Here is a 20,761-nt window from a genome sequence, read left to right as displayed (position 1 = left end):
ACTAAAGGTGCAAAAAACTAAAAGCGTATTAAAAGAAATACAAAAAGCATTTTTAAGTGGGGTTTCGTTTATGATGCCAGCAGTTGTAGCTGGTGGATTAATGTTAGCTATTTCTCTTGCAACGGGTGAAAAGACAGGTGGTGCACTAAAAATTACTAATGCATTTATGTTAAATATAAATGTATTAGGTAAAGCTGCATTTGCTATGATGATTCCAATATTGGCAGGGTATATTGCATATTCAATTGCTGGAAAACCGGGACTAGCTCCAGGTATGATTATGGGTTATATAGCAAATAATCCAGTTGGAGAAAATGGCGCAAAATCAGGATTTTTAGGAGCCATGTTATTAGGTGTTGTTGTTGGATATTTAGTTAAGTGGATTAAGGGATTTAAGGTTCCAAAGACAGTAAAAACTATTATGCCTATACTTATTATTCCAACAGTTTCCGTATTTGTAGTTGGAGTAGTATACATATATATAATAGCAGAACCTCTAGCTTCATTAATGAATTTCCTTACAGTATTTTTAGGAAATATGAATGGAACAAATAAAATTTTATTAGCCATTTGTATTGGTTGTATGAATGCATTTGATATGGGAGGTCCTGTAACAAAATCAGTTTCTATGTTTACATTAGCATTAATGAATGAAGGAATATATGAACCTAATGGTATGTTCCGTATCACAGTAGCAATTCCTCCTATAGGTATATTTTTAGCAACAAGATTATTTAAAAACAAATTTAATCAAGGGGAAAGAGATGCAGGCCTAGCAGCAGGAATTATGGGATGTATAGGTATTACTGAAGGTGCTATACCATTTGCAGTAAGTGACTTTAAGAGAGTAATACCATCAGGAATGGTAGGCGCAGCAGTAGGTGCAATAATAGGTGCTATTGCAGGAGTAAAATGCTATGTTCCTCACGGAGGCTTTGTTGTTTTACCTGTTGTAGAAAATAAACTTTGGTTTGTTATTGCAATAATAGCAGGATCTTTGGTTACAGCTTTAATGTTAGGTTTATTAAAACCAAATATTGAAAAAGCAGATAACTAATACAGGAAATATTAAATAGGTGACAATAAAAAAATTGTTAGAAGGTGTATAGATTGAAAAAAGATATAATAAAGTTTATTGAAGAAAATAAAATAATAGCAATTTGTAGAGGAATTTATGGAGAAAAATTAGTTCAATTAGTACAGGCATTATATGATGGTGGTGTTAAATTAGTTGAAATTACATTTGATCAAAATGATGAAAATTGTTTAGAAAAAACATCAGAAGCTATCAGTACATTAGTTTCTAAGTTTGATGGCAAGGTTAAAATCGGAGCAGGAACAGTAGTTACACCAGCCCAAGTTTTTGCTGCAAAAAATGCAGGAGCTGAATATATACTATCTCCTAATTCAGATATTGAAATTATAAAAATAGCTAATGAGGTGGATTTAGTAACTATACCAGGGGCTATGACACCAACAGAAATTTTGGCTGCCCATCATGCAGGGGCAGATTTTGTGAAGTTATTTCCAGCAGCTACACTAGGGGTAAAATATGTTAAAGATATATTAGGACCTATTAATAATGTCAAGTTTATTGCAACTGCCGGAGTTACTCCTGACAATTTAGGAGATTTTCTAAATTTAGGATTTGTAGGTGCGGGAATTAGTAGCTATATAACAAATAAAAATATGGTAAATGCAGGTGAGTTTGAAACATTAACTGAACATGCAAAAGAACTTATAAAAATAGCTAATGTTAAATAATACAAAAATCACCCAATATAAATATATAGAATTTGGTACAACAGTTCATTTCCGGTGTAAAGCAAAGTTTCAGAAGGGATGGATGTAGAATGAAGAATCTTTTAGTAGCACAATCAGGAGGTCCAACTGCAGCGATAAATTCAACACTAGTGGGTGTTCTAACTTATGCCTATACCAAAAAAGGTGATATAGGAAAAGTTTATGGGGCTATTAATGGAATAGAAGGGGTCTTTGAAGAAAAGTTTATAGATATTACAGAAAAAGTTAAAGATACAGAATCAATGAACCTTCTTTCTAATACACCATCTTCTGCACTGGGTTCATGCAGATATAAGCTTGGAGATAAAAAAGAGGATGAAGAAAAGCTTAAAGATATTATAGCAGTTTTTAGAAAATATAATATTGGATATTTTGTATACATAGGCGGAAATGACTCTATGGATACAGTATACAAGTTAGCTGCCTATTGTGAATTAAATAAAATAGATGATATTAAAGTTGTAGGTGCACCAAAAACAATAGACAATGATTTAGCAAAAATAGATCACTGTCCAGGGTTTGGTTCTGCAGCCAAATATGTTGCTACAACTTTTGCTGAGATAGAACGAGATATAAGTGTATATAATACTAAATCAGTAACTATTGTAGAAGTAATGGGAAGAAATGTAGGATGGCTTACAGCTGCATCAGCTTTAAGTAAACAAGCAGGTGGGAATGGTCCAAGCTTAATATATTTATGTGAATCAGATTTTGATATGGATAACTTTATTGAATCTATAAAAAATATTTTTAAAACTAAATCTAATGTGCTGGTAGCAATAAGTGAAGGAATTAAGAATAAAGATGGAAGATATATATCAGAAGAAGTTCAAAGTGATATGGTAGATTCATTTGGACATAAATATATATCAGGTGCAGCCAGGGTGTTAGAGGAGGTTGTAAGGAAAGAAATAGGTTGTAAAGTAAGGTCTATAGAGTTAAATTTAATGCAAAGATGTAGTGCTCATATTTTAAGTAGGACTGATATTGAAGAATCTAAGCTTTTAGGTATGAAAGCATGTCAGTGTGCAATTGATGGAAATGCAGGGGTAATGGCTACTATAATTCGTAAAAGTAATAATCCCTATGAAATTGAATTATCAAGTGTACCAGTATCAGAAGTTGCAAATATTGAAAAGAAAGTACCATTACATTGGATAAATAAAGAAGGTAATGGAGTACAACAGGAAATGATAGATTATTTACTTCCTCTTATTCAAGGAGAGGTTGAAATAGAGTATAGGAATGGAATACCAAAACATATGATTTTATAATTTATGAATTTATATTTTTATAATTTATGACTTTACATTTTTATAACAGCAAAAAGATAAAATCTAGTGAAGATTTGTTATTTAGAGTAACAGTTTCACTAGATTTTTATTTTAGTTATGAGATAAAAATGAAATAATAAGTGAGAGGGTTTATAGTTAAGTATGGTAAAGGGCAACTATCTAATTAGGTGCTTTTTATTATACCTAAATTAAAGAGAGTTTATGTTTAGGTATATAATATAACATTTATATAATTGTGATGATTATTTTAATGTAAATATTGTGAAAGTAACATTTTTAAATTTATAAGTGATATAATAAGTAATAATGATAATCAGTACTGTTTATAAAATGGTTCTTGGCTTTAGAGGGAATTTTCAATCCTTCTGAATCTAGAAATACTTATCCAGGTATGTAACCATCCTTAAGAGTATTAAATGGGATAGTCATGGGATAAATTTCGAAAAGGAGGGGGTAAAAATATGGCTAATGATTATATAAAAAAATATGAAACAAATAATTTGCATGATAAAAATTGTATCATTTGCGAAGAATTTAGTAAAATATATAATTTAGAAGGAAATATGTATAGGTTTGAAATTCCTAAAGAAATTGGATGTGGATATATAAGACAAATTTCTTCTTATGAGGGTTTACAAATTATAGATTTTGATATGACATTAGATAGGACAATAGAGTTTCAAGGTGTATCCAAAATGCCACATGTAGATATGCTATTTTGTCTTGGAGATAAATTGGAATGGGATTTTTCACAAAACAAAAATAATTTTCAAATTTCAAGTGGGGAAAGTTTTTTATCTAATTCTAAAAAAATAGAAAAAATAAAGAAATGTACTTATTTATCAAAACATAGATTTCACTTCATAGAGATCAAAATTCATCCAAGTAAATTTAATCAAATTACTAAAGATGTAAAGGATCAATGGGGTATTTTTTGTAGTGATAAATCTAATGATATACTTTATAAATCTCAAATAACTCCCGCTATAAATGTTATTTTACAACAAATACTCAGCTGTCCTTATGAGAAGGGGTTGAAGGATATTTATATTAAAGGTAAGGTTCTTGAACTTTTAGCAATATATCTTAATGAAACAGTTTTTCAAAAAGAAAGATATGATTTCGTAAAGCTTTCAAAGGAGGATATAATGAGTTTGTACAAAGCTAAAGAGATTTTAGATAAGGATATAATTAATCCACCTTCCTTGCAATTATTATCTAAAATGATATATATTAATGAGTTTAAGTTAAAAAATGGATTTAAGGAATTGTTTGGACAAACTGTATATTCTTATATTATTGATAGAAGATTAGAAATGGCTAGATTGTTATTTGAAACAAACAAAATAAATGTTAGTTCAGTGGCAAATTATGTAGGGTATGCAAATAAGAGTCACTTTGCACTAGCCTTCCGCAAAAAATTTGGTGTTAATCCAGGAGAGTATTTAAAAAATGTAGCTAACAATAAAAATTAAAAGGTCTAATATAAATTTAATATTAGACCTTTTAATATAAGATATTTATAGTGCATCTAAATTAGCTTCTAACATGCATGAAAGTAACTTTGAAGAGTTTCCATTTATTAAAAAATCCATATGACAACGACCATTTGCAAGTTGTATAGCGCGATTACAGGTAGAAACAGCAAACTCATAATCATGAGTGATAACAAAAATTGTTTTTTTCTCTTTGGAAAGATTTTTTAAATGAGAAGAAATTCTGCGCATATTCTCTCCGTCTAAGCCACTTGTAGGTTCATCTAAAATAAGAATATTAGGGTTAAGCATATCACCCACTGCCAATGTAAGACGTTGTTTTTCACCACCAGAAAGACAAACAGGATGTTTATCTCTATACTCCCATAATCCATATCTTTTTAGAGTGACTTCTATTTGAGATTCAGACATATTAGAGGAGTTATTGAGCATTAGTTCCTCTTTTACACTTTGGGCAAAAAGCTGACAGTCCGTGTTTTGCATAACAAAATAGGCAAGTTTTTTCCTATTATTTTTTCTTACTTTATGACCATTATATAAAATACAACCAGACTGTTCTTTCATAAGTCCACATAAGATCTGTGACAAGGTACTTTTACCAACTCCATTATGCCCTATGATTGCAATTATATCTCCAGGATAGGCTTTTATAGTAAGATCAGAAAATATACTGGTTTTACCGTAAGAAAATCTAAGGGACTGTATTTCTATAGAAGGCTCTCTATTAGATATACAGATTTTATCTTGAGGGATTGGGCATTCTAAGTTAGTTAAACGTAAACCAAGACTATTTACTTTATCCTTATCTAGACTTTTTATTTGTGCTGGGGTATATTCTCTAATAATTTCACCATCATCCATATAAATAAAACGATCTGCCAAATCAGTTAAATAGTACAAACGATGTTCGGCTACAACAATTGTATGTCCACTATTTTTTAAGAATAACATAAGCTCTTTTAATTTTATAACTGAATACATATCAAGATTTGCAGAAGGTTCATCAAATACATAAATTTTTGGATTAACAGCATAAACTGAAGCAATAGCAATCTTTTGTTTTTCACCACTGGACATGGGGTAAAGTAGTTTTTCACGTAGATTTTCTCCATCTATTTTCTGAATTGAATCATCCACACGATTATGTATAGTAGATTTATCAAATCCGTAATTCTCACACCCAAAGGCAATTTCATCTTCTGTAATACTTGCGAAAAATTGGCTACGAGGATCTTGAAAAATAGACCCTACTGTTTGACCAACTTTCCAAAGAGGAATTTTACTTAAATCTTCATTATTAATAATAACTTTTCCTGTAAGGTTTCCATCAAAAAATTTTGTTGATAATCCATTTATAATTCTAGTAACAGTGGTTTTACCGCAGCCACTTTTACCGGTAAGTACAATAAACTCTCCTTTTTTAATGTTTAGATTTATATTTTTTAGACTGTTATTGGCCTTTTCAGAATATGAATAGGTTACGTTTTCAAATTGTATCATTAGGCAATTACCACCTTTTCAAATATAAATAATAATACTGTGATTGCAGCACCTATAGCACATAAAAGTCCATCCTTTTTATTAAATGAAATATCTCTTCTGCATGTATGATTGTAGGGGTAGGTAATTCCTCTTGATTCTGCTGAAGCAGCAAGCTCATCAGATACTTTGGATGAGCGTATCATAATTGGTACTAATACATACTCTAAGGTTTTAAGAGGATGTCGAAAGGATAACAATCCTCTAAGACGCATGGCTGAGAATACATTTGAAAATTCACTCCTCACTGTTGGGATAAATCTTAACATAAAGGTTACAGGCAAGGCAAAGGAGTTTGGTATATTCATCTTTTTAAATACAGCAACTGCCTCTCCTGGGGGCATACCTATAATGGGCTGAGCTGCCATTAACATAATCATGATACGAATAATCATAAATAAGAACATATCTGGTATTAATATGGTAATGCCCTGTCCCATTGAGAGTATTTTAAGCATAATTGCTATGCAAGCTATAACTAGCAACTTAAAAGCTTTTCTAGAATATCCTTGTAAAATTAAATAAATCGTTAACATGAAAAGCATACTGTAAACAATAATATCAGTTGTAATAAATGCTACAAGAAGCATGTCTAAAAATAGAATAAATATTTTAGCACGAAAATCGAAATCTAACTTCATTAATTGATTAAACCACTCTTTCTAAAGTGTTTAGCTATAATTTTATTAGCTAACATGCAACCTAGTATAGACATTATAATAGTAGCAGTACAACTTAATAATACCCATGGAAGAGATGTGTAGTATTTAGTTTGAATAGCAATTTGTTCTGAGCTTACACCGCTACCCATGTAAGCATTTTTAAAGAACCATATCTCTGCCATGCCATGAGTTGCACGTACTAACATAGTAATTGCCCAGCTAATAGAAATTCTAGTAATACTTCTATAGCTATTTTTTCCTAACATACTAAGTTCTGCAATAATTCCCCCAACAATGAACCAAGGTGATATAAAAGGTCCCATCATGAAAAAAACAAGTAATGCATGAATAAGATTATAAATCAGTGCTATACCAGGTTTTCCTACTTTCATACACATATAAACGTAGAATGGAGCTAAGATAAAGGATACAAATACCGCATTAAAAATCATGTTGAAAAATAAGGATGCCCCTGTTATTATGGAAAACGCAATAAAGACTACTATCATAATTGCACTAAAAATACCAATAGTGGCTAGATCCTTAACCGCTAAGCTACTAGTATTTTTAAATTCTGTTTTTGTTTTCATTATTAATACCTCCTAAAAATTAAGATTTAAGATGTTGCCTATAGTTACAGCTGTATATGCAAATGATTGTCGTAATCAATTATATGTTCTTATAGGCAGCTTATCTACTCAAATTAGGAATATATAGACTCAAATCGGGATTTTCAAATACATTAATTAAATTAAGAATAGTTTACTTTTATTATAAATAAGCTATAATAATGGTAATGAGAATCAATGTTATCAAATACATAGGGGTTTAAAGATGGAAGAGAGTAAAAATATAAATGAACTGTATTTCAATATAATGGAGGATAGATTTTTAACTAGAACTATAACTAAACCTACATTTATTGAATATAAAGTAAATGATTACTTAGGTAGTGGAGTACTAAACAGAGTTATATTAAATAAAGGACTAGAATTTTGTTTATGTGAAAACCATACTTTTAATAGGGAACTATTAAATTCAGATTTAAATGAGGAAAGGTTTATAGAAATTAATTATTGTATAGATGGAGAAGCAACTATAAATCTAGAAATTGAAAATCAGTTGATTCATTTAAAAAAAGGTGATTTAATGTTTTATAGAAATTATAAATTACCACATTCTCAGTGTTTTAACATGGAGCTTAATAATTATTCTGGAATTATAATAGGGCTAGATGCTGATGAACTTAAAAAGTTTTTCTTTCCAGAATGTGAAGAGGATATGTTAAGGGAATGGGATAAATCTATAGAATCTATATTTAAAGGAAATGCTTACTTTAAGGTAAAGGCTCCTGCTGGTATAGAGTGGGATATGAAAGATTTGCTTAAGTACAATTATAACTTTAAAGATATTACAAGTTTACTTTTATGCCAAAGTAAGCTTATGGAAATTATATCTAAGAGTGTAAGTTATGGGGTTAGTAAGAGAAAAGAGATAAACTTAACAAAAGAAGATAAAGAATATATATATACAGCTAAGGAGATTTTAATTAAAAATATAGAGTGTCCACCTAGTATAGAAGAATTAGCGGAAATGTGTAATACAAATTCATATAAACTAAAGAAGGGATTTAAAGAAGTATTCAATAATACTCCTTATGGGTATTTAAGAGAAGTTAGGATGTACAAAGGAAAGTATTTGATTGAAAATACAGATAAAAGCATAGCAGAAATTGCAAGTTCTGTAGGGTATGCTAATCCTAGTAAATTTTCAGAAGCATTTAAGAGTAAGTTTAATATAACTCCTAGTGAGTGCAGAAAAGTTAATAAGAATATTGAAAATCGTAAGTAATAAAAAATATTATTTATGATTTTTTCTTTTTGGAGTACAAATAATACTTAGTGGAGTTGATAATTGTTATCAATATATGTAAGATTTACATAGGGTTAAGCTTAATTTGGGATAAGTTTTTAAGACAGAAGTTTTCATAAGAAATAAGGGGGAATTAATTTGAGTGAAGCTGTGATAAAAGAAAAAGAAAAGCAAAAACAATTTATTCTATCTAACAATATGTGGAAGGTTATGTTTGATCTATCCTGGCCAGCGGTTATTGCCATGGTTTTATATGGGCTAAACTCTGTATGTGACGCTATATTTGTTGGTAGATTTATAGGTGAAACTGCTTTAGCAGGGGTTTCTGTAGCCTACCCCCTATCTCAAATCAGTGTAGGGATAGGATCTTTAATTGGAGTTGGAGCAGGTTCAGCATTAAGTATTGCTTTAGGTAGTAAAGATGAAAGAGTACAGAAAAGGTTATTAGGTAACGTTAATTATCTTTCTATTATTACAACAGCTATATATATAGTATTAGGATTAATTTTTTCAACTCAATTAGTAAAGGTTATGGGGGGAGAAGGAGAGGCTTTAGTTTTAGGAGATAGGTATTTTAGAATTACAATTTTAGGGTCCCTTTTCTGGATATATGGATTAGCTGGAAATATGATTGTAAGAGCAGAAGGCAAAATGAAGTCAGCAGCAATAATGATGGGAATAGGATTAGTTGTTAATATTATTTTTAACTATATTCTTATTGTGGTATTTAATCTAGGTGTAGATGGAGCTGCTTGGGGAACAAATATAGGGATGTTTGTTTATACATTTATTGGTTGGATTTACTTTGGAAAAGGCTATGCTTCCTTTAAATCGAAGGTTTTTTCAATTTATAGAGATAAAGATATTATAAAATCTATTTTTAGTCTAGGTATTTCTTCCTTTATTATGAGTTTTATGAATTTAGTACAAGCTGTTATTGTTTTTAATGCATTATCTAAATATGGTACAGTAGCAGATATCGCTTTTTATGGTGCAGTATACCGTATATTCACATTTTTATTAACACCAATCTTTGGATTAATGAGGGCACTGCAGCCAGTAGCAGGTATTAATTATGGTGCAAAGCAATATGAACGTGTTATTAGTTCCTTTAAAGTATTCTTAGTTACATCTACCATATTGACCTTACCATTTTGGCTTATTTCAATGATATCTCCTAACCTTATTTTAGGATTAATGTTACCAGATCAACCATTTATAGGGACTCAATTAACTTATTTTAGAATTTATATGGCAATATTACCATTGTTAGCAACAATTTTTATGTCAATGACATTTTTTCCAGCTATTGATAAGGGTAAACCTGCCGCTATAATTGGAATTGTAAGACAGGTAGTTTTCTATATACCAGTTATGCTAATTTTACCTAAATTTGTTGGGGTTTCAGGTATCTATTATGGAACATTTGCAATAGATGTAATTATTGTGTTAGCTACTATTATGATGGTTAAAAAAGAATTTAATGTATTAAGATCGAAGGACAGTGTTTACGCTTAAGTTATTCTAATGTTCATATGAAGAGTACTTATCATAAGTCATTAAAGATGGGTTATATAAAAAGCTTTGGAATTTACAACAGGAATCTAGTGGTTGGAAAATTTAAATATAGAAGTAAAGAATATTTCATAAGTTAAGCCTTTTATCTGCTGTGATAAACAGCGGATAAAAGGCTTTTAAAAACTAACTATGTGTCAAAATGTTTTCTTTTTCCTTATGGATTTTCCAATTAAGTATAAATTCCTCTGGGTCTTTTTTGAACAGATTTTGAAGTTCTTCTGAATATCCTACAAAGGATGTATTAGAGTAGTTATTAAAGATATATTCAATAACTTCATCAATTACTTTCTCACCTTTAAATAAATCAACCTTATATGTATGCTTATCTGAAAAAACAAATACTAAGCTATTTATCTTACCAGCTGGAATAACAAAATATACTTTTTTAGTTATAGTTTCTTTATATACCCACATTAACTCCTTAAGTGGAAGAGCAAATACAATCTGCTGAGTTTTTACAACTATATAGTTTTTAGTTATAGTAATAGGTCCATTTTTATATACATCTGGTGAAGTAAGTTCGTCATCAATTTCTTCATAGGCAACTTCAATATCTCCATTGTAAAAATTCTTAAGACTTTTTAGCGCCATAGAATTTTTTCTCATACCATGGATATATAGGGCTAAAACAAATATGGTAAATAAACCTGCAAACGTAAAATAAACTGAAGCTGAATTAATTGGCTTTTCATAATTTAAGTATTGGAGATAGGGTACTAATTGAAAACCTCCTGAAAGAAGGTGGTTGTCTTTAATAGCTGTTTTTAAGATTTCTAATTCGCTATCTTTAAGTTCTACTAATGTTCCAGTTAATATGTAAGGACCATTTTCTTGTTCCATAAGTTTTATATATTCATCCTCAGGAAGAGCTACTGCTAATGTAAAAGGAGGTAGATTTATGGCTACAAATCTTGATTTTACCTTCTCTGATAATTTAATTCCCAACTTACTTCTTGTTTCTGTTATTACAATATCTAGGTCATATAGCATATCTGATGAAATTTGTATATAACTATCATCCTTAAGAGCTTTATTGTAATCTTCACCATTATTAACCACAGTTGCATTGTTTGTATTATTATAATAGGTATATATCCCAATACCTATAAGTGCCAAAACAACAAGGGCACATAATATCAGTGCTTTAACTCTAGAAGTCCATCTTTTTTTATAAGCATTTATAAAATACGATTGTTTCATTAACAAAATCCCCCTATTTAAACATTTTTTGCTCAACAATTTCTATTATATATATTTTTTTGAAAATAGTCCATAATTTTAATTTTATTTCACATATAAGTATACTATAATACAGAATATATTGAATTAATTGTATAATTTCATATAATTTTGTTTTTATAAGTGGATGTAAGAATTTCGCTAAAGTTTTAATTAAAGTTATGAAATTTATCTTCTTAAAGGGTAAGAGCTATTGTATAATTTATATTAGCAGACTTAATGGGAAATTATATGTATATAAGGCAAAGGTGAATGGAGGTGAAAAGCGTTGACTATATAAAGATTTTAAAGAACTCTAAAGGTAGAGAAAAACTAAGAATTAAGAGAAGTAGTAGCATAATAATAGCTATTAAATGTTGCTAGATTTAAGTTATTTTCTATTATGTATTTATAGAGATAAGTCAACGGTATTTATGTATTTATATATTTTTTTTATTCTTATTAGTATCTTATTAATAGGTATTTTACTTCTGGAACGTAGAAGTTTATGGAGTGGGTTTGGTTTTCTGATTTGGGCTGGAACTTCACTAGCTGTACTTGCAATTCTAGGAGACACTTATGAAACTAATATTTTATTTATTATTGTTTTAATAATAACAGGAATAATTATCATTGGATTCCCATTTTACTTGATGTCTTTTATTTTTGCTTTATTTGCTACAGCTTTTAAGTTAATAAAGCGGGAAGGAGGACAGTTTCGTAATTTTCTTTCTTTGTTTCTTGGAATATTTTTAGTGATTTGGGTATTTATTATACCATTCTTTATAGATAAAATTACTAATCCTATATGGCAAGGTATTTTTGCATTTATTTCATTTGGAACTACCTATTTCTTTTTTGTTATGTTATGTTTTGCTATTGCCTCTTGGCTCAATCTTGTGCCTAATCCTTTTAGAAAATATGATTATATTATTGTGCTTGGAAGTGGATTAATGGGAAGACGGGTCACACCATTATTAGCTAGTCGTATTGATAAAGGAATCCAACTTTTTCAACGCTATAATACAAAAGAAAGACCTGTTAAGCTTATTTTTACAGGAGGTCAAGGAGAGGATGAAGAGATATCAGAGGGGGATGCAATGGCAAGTTACGCCATGGATAAAGGTATACAACAAGAGAATATCATTATAGAAGATAAGGCAGTGGATACATACGAAAACATGCTTTTCTCAAAGGGATTAATTCAAGAAGATGTTAGAAATCGTGGTCTAAAAGGAAGTTATAGATGTATTATAGTAACAAACAATTTTCATGTCTTCCGTGCACTTTTATGGGCAAGGAAAGTTGAACTTAAATGTGATGGTGCAGGATCTAAAACTAAATTTTACTTTTGGTTAAATGCATTAATTCGTGAATTTATTGGAGTTCTTTATATGCAAAAAAACTTTCATATTTTTATTTTAGTATTAGCTGCAATTATTTCAACAGTCCTTACTTTTATTAATATATATTTTGTATTGCCAAGATAAAGGTGTTTTATATTAGGTATAAAAATCCAGGGATTTTAATGTTCCCTGGATTTTTTTATAACTATAGTTTTAGTTCTTCTAAATTAGCATATAATAATTTTTCATGTTCTTTTGTAGTATTACTAGCCTAACCTTTCCATAGTTTTCTTTTAATTTGTTATTTATAGCTCCTATTAGCTGATCTTGTACTATAATCATAATTAACTATAGATAAGATTTTTTCATTAAATTTATATAAATAGCTGATGAGAAATACATTAATATGTTATATAAAAAATTTAGAACTATATTTATGAGTTCTATATAATATATTATATAGAACATGATGGAAATGTAGTAGTGAGTTATTTTAGGGAAGGGTTTTATGAAAAGAATAAGTAAAAAATCAAAAAACTTTTTAATGAGTACGTTTATTTTGCTCCTTTTAGGATATATAGTTTATTATTTGTTTATTCCAGGATTTAAACAAAGCAAAATTTCAGATTATGCTTATATTTATGTGGATAATCATAAAATTTTTAAAAAAGTATATTTAGTTAAATATGGTGATAAGATGCTCATAGATCTAAAAAATGATAAGTTTTCTATTTATATACCTCATCACAAGCTTATGAAAGATATGTGGAAAGTAAATGATTTCACAGATAAGGATGTTAAAATTGTGAAAAGTTATATTAAAAAGAACAGAGTGCCCATATATGATTGGAATAAAGATGGTGGGCATTATGATATGCAAGTTTTTGAGTTTAAAACAGAAAAAGGTGTTTCTGGAAAGTTAGTTTTCTATTATGAAGAAGATACTGATAGCAATGTTCATAATGAAAATTTAAATGAAAAAAGAAAGAAGGAAATAACCCTTATTATTGGACATGAGAACAATTGATAATTTAAAAGGTGATTTTTGTTATAGATTTGTGAATAAGGTTTAAGTCTATGGCTAAAATTATGAAAAAACAAATTAAAGGCAATAAAGAGGATGCTACATAATTAATTATGTAGCATCCTCTTTAAGGTTAAATTCTTTTTATTAACATTATGATACCTGTAGTATCATATCTCTTTCTTTGAATAATTATTTGTTTTCAGAAATAACATCTTTATATGCTTTTAAATCAAAATATATGTCATCATTTAATGGATTTAGTTTATGCTGGTTTATACGTTTAATTTCATAAATCAAAACTGAGGCATTTGCTATTAAGGATAAAATACTAACAATTAATAATACATTTGTATTATGTGAAGATTTTACTGCAAACCTTGATGAATCAGCAAAGGTTGGAATTGTAAGTGTAAACATTGTGTATAATGCCAAGGTCTGAGCACGATGCTGAAGCCACGCCCCTTTTTTTATGAAAAAGGCAGGGATTGTACAGGATAAAAGTAAAATAAATCCTACATAGAAAGAACGGTCTGAAATACAGTTATAAGTATAGGAGAAATTCCACAAATCATAGGCAATAATCCAAAACCATAGTTGGTCAGGCCAAATCATATCTTTGCTTTTGCTTTTTGAAATAAAGATTGAACACCAGCCTGTAAGGGTAACTATATTTAGGATACCTGCAATACCATTAATGATATTCCAAAGACCACCAATCATAACTAAACCATTTTCAACACCTTGAATTCCAAAACATTGAAAATCACGATATACAGCCTCTAAAATATTCAAGGCTAAAATAAAAGGTGGAAACATAAGCATAAGTTTATTTTTATCTAAGCCTTTTACATATCTTAAAGCCATAAAGCCTATAACCCCTGCAAGGGCAGAGTAAGTCTTAACCCAAGGAAACCAGTATCCAACAGAAGAACCAGCTCCAGCTGTTTTAGGCCATAAAGAAAAGGTTAACACAATAGGCAAGATAATATAGACGGATATAGCACACCATTTGTTCTTTCTTGTTATTTCATTAATTAAAATTAATATAGTTAATAGTATAAGTGCCATTAGTGCAGAATACCAAGGAATTTTATCAAATAAAAACATTCCAGCACCCCCTTATGAAAGTTTAAAATAATGAAATTATAACCATACCTGATAATAATGCAAGATTTATTATCATTAAAATAATTTGAATATTCTTTTTGGCTGTAGCTTGAACAAATTTAGAGAAGCCATCACTTGCAAACTTTTCTTCAAGATACTCTTTGTTTGAGATTTGAATAATACCTGCAATAGTTAATGAATTACCTCTAAATATCAACCAAAGGGCAGGATTAAAATTAAATAAAATACCTAATAGCGGAGCGGCTAATACTCCTAGATGAAATTTAGCAATAGATGGACTAAACTCATTTGTAACAAAAATCCAGTTCCAAATAGTGTAAGCGATAATCCAAAAAATCATTCCAAGTGAACCTTTAGAACTTGCTAAATAGTAATAATCTAGCCACTCAATGTTAATGAAGAAAATAGTTGCTATAAGAACTATTCCTGTAACCACATTACAGTATTTTTTACGTTTAAGATCCGTTAAGGTGGCTTCTAAGATATTGATGCATAAAAATATTAATATAATCTTCACATATAAATCTCCAGGAAAAATGTTTAACACTGAAAAAACAATTAATATGCGCATTAATAATAATGTGGATAGTTTTAACTTTTCAAAGAATACGGATTTTAACTTTAATAAAACCACAATAGGCATAATAATGTTAATGGGCACATTGGCCCATATTGGTTCATAGGATGTAAGGATTGACAATGATGTCATTAAAGCAGTGAGTAAAACAAGTAAAACAAAGGGGCTTACACTTTTAAACCAGGGTTTATTAGTTAATTTATTCACTGTGAAATCCTCCTTCAATCTTTTTATATTTGAATTTCTAAATCAGATATAGGATATGATTTGCAAGAGTGTATATAGCCAAACTTTTCATCAGCATGTCGTAATAAAACACCTCTTGGCATAAATACTTTTCCAGAGAGTAATTGTAGTCGGCATAAGCTACATTCACCACTACGGCAACATACGTTAACACGAACACCTGAACGTTCCAAGGCTGTTAATAAGGATTCTCCTGAAACAGCAGGTATTTTCTTATTTTTGTTTATGGTAACAGTAAAAGTTTCTTTACCTGTTAATTCAGTTGGCCAAGCTACCTCGTTTTGAATGTCTTGACGGCTACCAAACATTTCTCTACGAATCATTCTTGGTTTTATATTCAGGCTCAAAAGTGCATTGGAAACAAAGTCATTCATTATCTGAGGGCCACAAATATAGTAAGTAGAACCTTGTATATCTTCTACTAATTTTTTAATACAAGCAGCATCGATAAACCCAGTAGGTCCTGAATACTCTTTTGAAGGTTCTGAAAGCACTAGTGAGAAGGTGAAGTTACTGTGTCTATTAGCCATATTAAGCAGTTCATCTTTGAATAACACTACTTCTTCATTACGGCAACCGTAAATCAAATGGATTTCTCTGTGAAGCCCTGTATTTAGTACCTCACGAGACATACTCATAAAAGGAGTAATTCCACTTCCCCCAGCAATAAACACTGACTTATTGCTGTGAAATACAGGATTGTAGTGGAAAGAACCAGCAGGACCATTAGCAGTAAATTCATCACCAACCTTTACCTTATCTAAGAAATAATCTGATACAAAACCAGAAGCAATACGAGCAACTGTAATTTCATAATAAGCATGCTGCCTATTAGAAGAGCAAATACTGTAAGGGCGACTGGTTAAAATGCCATCAATTTCTACAAAGATATTTATATATTGACCACTTTGAAATACAGGCAGTAATCCTTCTTTTGCTACTAAACGAAAAGTTTTTGCATCCTTATTAATTTCAATAATTTCAGACACAACTAGTTTAAGATTATCTTTATGCAATCTATTAATGATTTGTTCTCTACGACCTCTTTCAAGACGATAATCCTTTCCGTTTTTTTTACTAATTTCAATATCCATAAGTGTCTCAGCACCATTATCCATTTGCTTTATAATTAGTTCTTTCATATTACTCATCTTACTTACACCTCACTTAAAATTTCATCAGCAATAGCATTACCATACATATAATTTGGACCAAAGCCGCAAATATTTACCCAACCATTTGAAAAGGTTAAATTTTTAACTTGATTATCCCTTGGGAAGAAATAAACTGAAGACTTTAAATCCTGTTCAAACCCGTAAATAGCTCCTTCTGGATGATGAAGATAACGCATATGTGTCAAAGGTGTTGCAACTTCAATTTCTTCAATATGAGATCGGATACCAGGAAACTTTTCTTCTAAACGATCAATAATAATATTAGCAGCCTCATATTTTGTCTGGTAATATTCATCTGAAGAAAGTTCCATCCAAGCTTTACCGTATTTTAGTGCACCTGCTGTAATGATACTTGTACCAGCTGGACTAAGGCTTGGATCATCTATTGTATAACAAGTAGTAATAAGTGGATCTTTATCTGGCATAAGTTTATAAGAATTTTGGAAGGCTTCATTACAATCTGTATGGGCATAAATCAAGTTAAAGGAATCTGTAAAACCAATTTCGTGAGGAGTGCAATCTAAACCAATAAAGCAAGTAAGAGCTGAAATACCAACGGTGTAATTACTTAAATATTCCTTTGCACTAACAGGACAATCTTCAGGTTTGATTAATTTGAAATAGGTATCAATAGGAGAAATACCTGAAATAACTGTATGGCAGGAGTATTCATTATTTTCATCGTCAATTACACCAACGGCAACTCCATCTTTTACAACAATTTGTTTTGCACCACAATTATATTTTACAACTCCACCATTTTTACGAATAACATCTGCTAAAGCTTGAGAGATTACCTGGGAACCCCCTCGTAAATAGTAAGGTTTATCTGAAATATAAATGGCTGTACAGCGAGCCAAAATAGAAAATGGGAATCTATTTGGCGGCATACCCATGAAACACCAATATGCATTTAAACATAGCTGTAATTCCTTGGTTTTGAAGAACTCATCTAGTACATCTTGTGAGCTACGTAGGCCGTATTTTGCTAATGTAGGAAACTTTTTTCTAAAAAGAGTCTTTGTAATAAATTTTTTAAAGGTTCCAGGCTCTCCAGAAGCTTTACCTTGCATTGCTATAAACTGTTCAGTTTCATCACTAAATGCGAAAACGGTTTTAAAATAATTTAAGATATTTTCCTTCTCTTTAGGGAAACGTTTACAAAGAGCTTGTTCAGCTTTTTCTCGATCTGCAGGTAAGGACTGCTCAAATCCACCAGGAAGATTGATTTTGTATAAAGATTCTATGGGAACCCAATCTATCTTATCTTCAATACCGTACTCTTTAAAAAGTTTGCGTAATGGTCCAGGATTTTCTGGACTACCCATTGAACTTAGTTGATGTAATGCCACCTCAAATTCAAAACGACCACGTCTAAAACTTGTTCCACATCCACCTGGAATGTTGTGTTTTTCTAAAACAAGAACCTTTTTCCCCTTTAATGCAAGTTTTGTAGCGGAAGAAAGACCACCATTACCCGCACCAATAACAATTACATCATAATTCATTTATTGTACCCCCTTTGTTATGCAATCTTGCCTATGCAAAATTATTAAACATTTAAACAGAATCAATTTCACCGAATCTGATTCTATTTAAATACTACCATGTTTTATAAGGATTGTCAATGATTTAACAAACCATACTAAATATTCCATATTACAAAGAAATATGCTTAGATAGTGTATAAAAGAACATTTTTTATTTAAAAGAGGTAAATAAAATTACATTAATTTTATTTAATAAAATTGTGATGATATAATAAAGTTGAAAGGGGATTAATTGAGATATGAAACAATTAACAAGTAGACAAAATCAGGCTAAAGCTACAAAATTAAAAATTACTGAAAAAGCTATGGAATTAATTAAGATTCATGGTTTTGATTCCGTTAGAATCACAGATATTTGTGAAAGTGCTAATATTTCAACTGGAGCTTTTTATCATTATTTTCAGTCAAAAGAAAAGATAATTGAGAATGCTTATATGAAGATAGATTTATTGGTTGAAGAAAGTGTAGAGTCCATCCAATATAATAGCAGTTATGATAAAATCCTTGAAATTTTTAAGCAAGCTATGAAATCCATAGAAGAGCTTGGATATAAGTTTATGGCAGATATATTTAAACATAGCATTAGCTCTCCTTCAAAATATTCAATAGAAGCAACTCGATATCCTTATGATGCCATTAGAAAAGCAATTGAAAAAGGGGTGTCTTCTGGTGAGTTTTTACCTACAACGGATTCTATTCAATTGTCATGGGATTGCATGCGTATAGGTCGGGGAATGGTTTTCGACTGGTGCTTTTATGAGGGGAGTTACTCCTTACCAGAGGAAACAGAAAAGGTTGTGAAGGTATTCCTTAAGGGTTTTAAAAGCAAATAAATATTAGTGATATATACAAAAGATAATAAAATTAGAGTTATAAATTATGAGGATATTAAAAAAAAGGAATGTAACCTTTTAAAATATCTGAAAGAATATTGTTGAGACTATAAATTGGTTAATATTTCATAGAATATTTTCATTGACATTCTCTTAGATTTATAATAAATTGGAGAGGCATTTGTTTTATTCATTGTCTTTTTATTTAATAGGAGGTATTTTGGATTTTTTAAGATTATTATATTTTTAAAGGTTAAAGAACAATGTACATAGAACTTAGCGGATTAATTTATTATACAGGGGGATAAAAATGAATAATAGTAATAAAGTACAGATAGTTACAGCAGATCCATCTGCACTGGGTTTATTTGGTCTTGCGGTTATAACGCTAGTTGCATCTTCACAAAAGCTTGGTTTTACACAAGATGTTTCTTTTGTTTTACCTTGGGCAATATTTTTAGGTGCTTTTGCTCAATTACTTGCAAGTATAAATGATTTTAAGCATAATAATACCTTTGGAGCTACTGCCTTTGCAGCTTATGCATTCTTTTGGTTTGCTATGGGATTTACATGGCTTATACAAAATGGAGTTTTTGGTACGGAACTTGCATCTAAGGTAGATCCTAGACAACTTGGATTTGCATTTTTGGCATATTTAATATTTACTGCATTTATGACTATAGGGGCAATGGAGACTCATAAGGTTCTATTCTTTATATTTGTAGCTATCGATTTTTTATTCTTAGGATTAACATTAAATTCTTTTGGAATAATGAAAGAGTTTTCACATAGCATTGCTGCATATGCGGAATTTATAATAGCAATATTATCTTTTTATGGTAGTGCTGCAGCAGTATTAAATACTCACTTTGGCAAGGTGTTTTTACCAGTAGGTAAGCCTTTTGGGATTTTTAAATAAAAAAGAGGTATTCCGTAATTAATTATGGAGTACCTTTTTAATTGTTTTTAAATATTATCATTGTTTGGAAATTTCCCCTTGACATATTAAATAAGACTTGTTATTATTATATAAATTAAATATGGATCTTATCAAGAGAGGTGGAGGGAAAGGCCCTATGAAACCCAGCAACCAGTATGCATTATTTGCATATATGGTGCTAAATCCTACAACAAGTGTTGAAAGATAAGCAGACGATGTAACCTCTTTTAACAAAGAGGTTTTTTTTATTGATTGATGGATCCTTAGAAAATTAAATAATTTAACTCTTATCAAGAGAGGTGGAGGGAAAGGCCCTATGAAACCTCGGCAACCAGTATGTATCATTTGCATATATGGTGCCAACTCCTGCTTTAGATGTTTTATCTAAAGAAAGATGAGAGAGGTTGCGTACTATTTATTGAGTATAGCTCTCTTTCGTCAAAGTAATTTTGAGAAAGGGGGCTTTTTTACTTTAC

Annotated in this window: 18 protein-coding genes and 2 riboswitches; of the genes, 10 read left to right on the top strand and 8 right to left on the bottom strand. The window is 30.1% G+C overall.

Going from position 1 to position 20,761, the window contains the following annotated elements; genetic code table 11:
- The first annotated feature begins 7 nt into the window (after positions 1-7).
- From KQI89_RS07405 to KQI89_RS07390, 4 genes are all read left to right on the top strand, one after another.
- The gene (locus KQI89_RS07405) at positions 8-1,057 is read left to right on the top strand and encodes a PTS fructose transporter subunit IIC (RefSeq protein ID WP_032122416.1); all 1,050 of its coding nucleotides are present in this window, start codon (positions 8-10) and stop codon (positions 1,055-1,057) included.
- Positions 1,058-1,110: 53 nt separating this feature from the next.
- Positions 1,111-1,764 (top strand): bifunctional 4-hydroxy-2-oxoglutarate aldolase/2-dehydro-3-deoxy-phosphogluconate aldolase, encoded by a 654-nt coding sequence (locus KQI89_RS07400; RefSeq protein ID WP_216456534.1) that lies wholly within the window; start codon positions 1,111-1,113, stop codon positions 1,762-1,764.
- A gap of 89 nt (positions 1,765-1,853) precedes the next feature.
- Positions 1,854-3,077: a 6-phosphofructokinase gene (locus KQI89_RS07395; RefSeq protein WP_216456533.1), complete on the top strand. Its 1,224-nt coding sequence runs from the start codon at positions 1,854-1,856 to the stop codon at positions 3,075-3,077.
- Between the two features lie 482 nt (positions 3,078-3,559).
- Positions 3,560-4,573, top strand: a complete 1,014-nt coding sequence (locus KQI89_RS07390) for a helix-turn-helix transcriptional regulator (RefSeq protein ID WP_216456532.1) — start codon at positions 3,560-3,562, stop codon at positions 4,571-4,573.
- A 45-nt stretch (positions 4,574-4,618) separates the two neighbouring features.
- Here KQI89_RS07390 and KQI89_RS07385 read toward each other — a convergent pair whose 3' ends face one another.
- From KQI89_RS07385 to KQI89_RS07375, 3 genes are read right to left on the bottom strand one after another with little or no spacing between them, the layout of a single operon-like run.
- Entirely contained in the window at positions 4,619-6,094 is a 1,476-nt protein-coding gene (locus tag KQI89_RS07385) for an ABC transporter ATP-binding protein (protein WP_216456531.1), read from the bottom strand.
- Positions 6,094-6,774, bottom strand: a complete 681-nt coding sequence (locus KQI89_RS07380) for an energy-coupling factor transporter transmembrane component T (RefSeq protein WP_032122411.1) — start codon at positions 6,772-6,774, stop codon at positions 6,094-6,096. The genes KQI89_RS07385 and KQI89_RS07380 overlap by 1 nt, the downstream gene beginning before the upstream one ends.
- Entirely contained in the window at positions 6,774-7,385 is a 612-nt protein-coding gene (locus tag KQI89_RS07375; RefSeq protein ID WP_216456530.1) for an MptD family putative ECF transporter S component, read from the bottom strand. Before KQI89_RS07375 ends, KQI89_RS07380 begins: the two co-directional genes overlap by 1 nt.
- A 244-nt stretch (positions 7,386-7,629) precedes the next feature.
- On the opposite strand from KQI89_RS07375, the gene KQI89_RS07370 reads away from it, so the two are divergent.
- Together KQI89_RS07370 and KQI89_RS07365 are read left to right on the top strand one after the other, a co-directional pair.
- Positions 7,630-8,646 (top strand): helix-turn-helix transcriptional regulator, encoded by a 1,017-nt coding sequence (locus KQI89_RS07370; RefSeq protein ID WP_216456529.1) that lies wholly within the window; start codon positions 7,630-7,632, stop codon positions 8,644-8,646.
- 159 nt (positions 8,647-8,805) lie between these two features.
- Positions 8,806-10,185 (top strand): MATE family efflux transporter, encoded by a 1,380-nt coding sequence (locus tag KQI89_RS07365; protein WP_216456528.1) that lies wholly within the window; start codon positions 8,806-8,808, stop codon positions 10,183-10,185.
- 183 nt (positions 10,186-10,368) lie between these two features.
- Here KQI89_RS07365 and KQI89_RS07360 read toward each other — a convergent pair whose 3' ends face one another.
- On the bottom strand, positions 10,369-11,445 hold the full coding sequence (locus tag KQI89_RS07360) for a DUF6709 family protein (RefSeq protein WP_216456527.1): 1,077 nt from the start codon (positions 11,443-11,445) through the stop codon (positions 10,369-10,371).
- A gap of 452 nt (positions 11,446-11,897) precedes the next feature.
- On the opposite strand from KQI89_RS07360, the gene KQI89_RS07355 reads away from it, so the two are divergent.
- Both KQI89_RS07355 and KQI89_RS07350 read left to right on the top strand, forming a co-directional pair.
- A complete protein-coding gene (locus KQI89_RS07355) occupies positions 11,898-12,953 on the top strand; it encodes a YdcF family protein (RefSeq protein ID WP_216456526.1) in 1,056 nt (351 codons plus the stop codon).
- Between the two features lie 364 nt (positions 12,954-13,317).
- A complete protein-coding gene (locus KQI89_RS07350) occupies positions 13,318-13,836 on the top strand; it encodes a hypothetical protein (RefSeq protein WP_216456525.1) in 519 nt (172 codons plus the stop codon).
- 189 nt (positions 13,837-14,025) lie between these two features.
- On the opposite strand, the gene KQI89_RS07345 is transcribed toward KQI89_RS07350, so the two are convergent.
- Genes KQI89_RS07345 through KQI89_RS07330 form a run of 4 tightly spaced genes read right to left on the bottom strand, consistent with a single transcriptional unit; the run spans position 14,026 to position 18,470 of the window.
- Positions 14,026-14,943 carry a DUF5692 family protein gene (locus tag KQI89_RS07345; protein ID WP_216456524.1) on the bottom strand — a complete coding sequence of 306 codons (918 nt, stop codon included), beginning with the start codon at positions 14,941-14,943 and terminating at the stop codon, positions 14,026-14,028.
- A 22-nt stretch (positions 14,944-14,965) separates the two neighbouring features.
- Positions 14,966-15,748, bottom strand: a complete 783-nt coding sequence (locus KQI89_RS07340) for a hypothetical protein (RefSeq protein WP_216456523.1) — start codon at positions 15,746-15,748, stop codon at positions 14,966-14,968.
- A 23-nt stretch (positions 15,749-15,771) separates the two neighbouring features.
- Complete coding sequence (locus KQI89_RS07335) at positions 15,772-16,938, bottom strand: FAD-binding oxidoreductase (protein ID WP_246582970.1); 1,167 nt, start codon at positions 16,936-16,938, stop codon at positions 15,772-15,774.
- Positions 16,939-16,943: 5 nt separating this feature from the next.
- Positions 16,944-18,470: a phytoene desaturase family protein gene (locus KQI89_RS07330; RefSeq protein WP_216456522.1), complete on the bottom strand. Its 1,527-nt coding sequence runs from the start codon at positions 18,468-18,470 to the stop codon at positions 16,944-16,946.
- A 281-nt stretch (positions 18,471-18,751) separates the two neighbouring features.
- Between KQI89_RS07330 and KQI89_RS07325 the strand changes: the two genes are divergently transcribed.
- Entirely contained in the window at positions 18,752-19,345 is a 594-nt protein-coding gene (locus KQI89_RS07325; protein WP_032122402.1) for a TetR/AcrR family transcriptional regulator, read from the top strand.
- Between the two features lie 310 nt (positions 19,346-19,655).
- The gene (locus KQI89_RS07320; protein ID WP_216456521.1) at positions 19,656-20,264 is read left to right on the top strand and encodes an acetate uptake transporter; all 609 of its coding nucleotides are present in this window, start codon (positions 19,656-19,658) and stop codon (positions 20,262-20,264) included.
- A gap of 125 nt (positions 20,265-20,389) precedes the next feature.
- Positions 20,390-20,496, top strand: a riboswitch (SAM riboswitch).
- Positions 20,497-20,569: 73 nt separating this feature from the next.
- A riboswitch (SAM riboswitch) is annotated at positions 20,570-20,686 on the top strand.
- Positions 20,687-20,761 lie beyond the last annotated feature (75 nt).

The organism is Clostridium simiarum (assembly GCF_018919175.1).
Classification (GTDB): Bacteria; Bacillota; Clostridia; order Clostridiales; family Clostridiaceae; genus Clostridium_L; species Clostridium_L simiarum.
The sequence above is the reverse complement of the archived record's forward strand: the minus strand, read 5'-3'. Positions and strand labels throughout refer to the sequence as shown.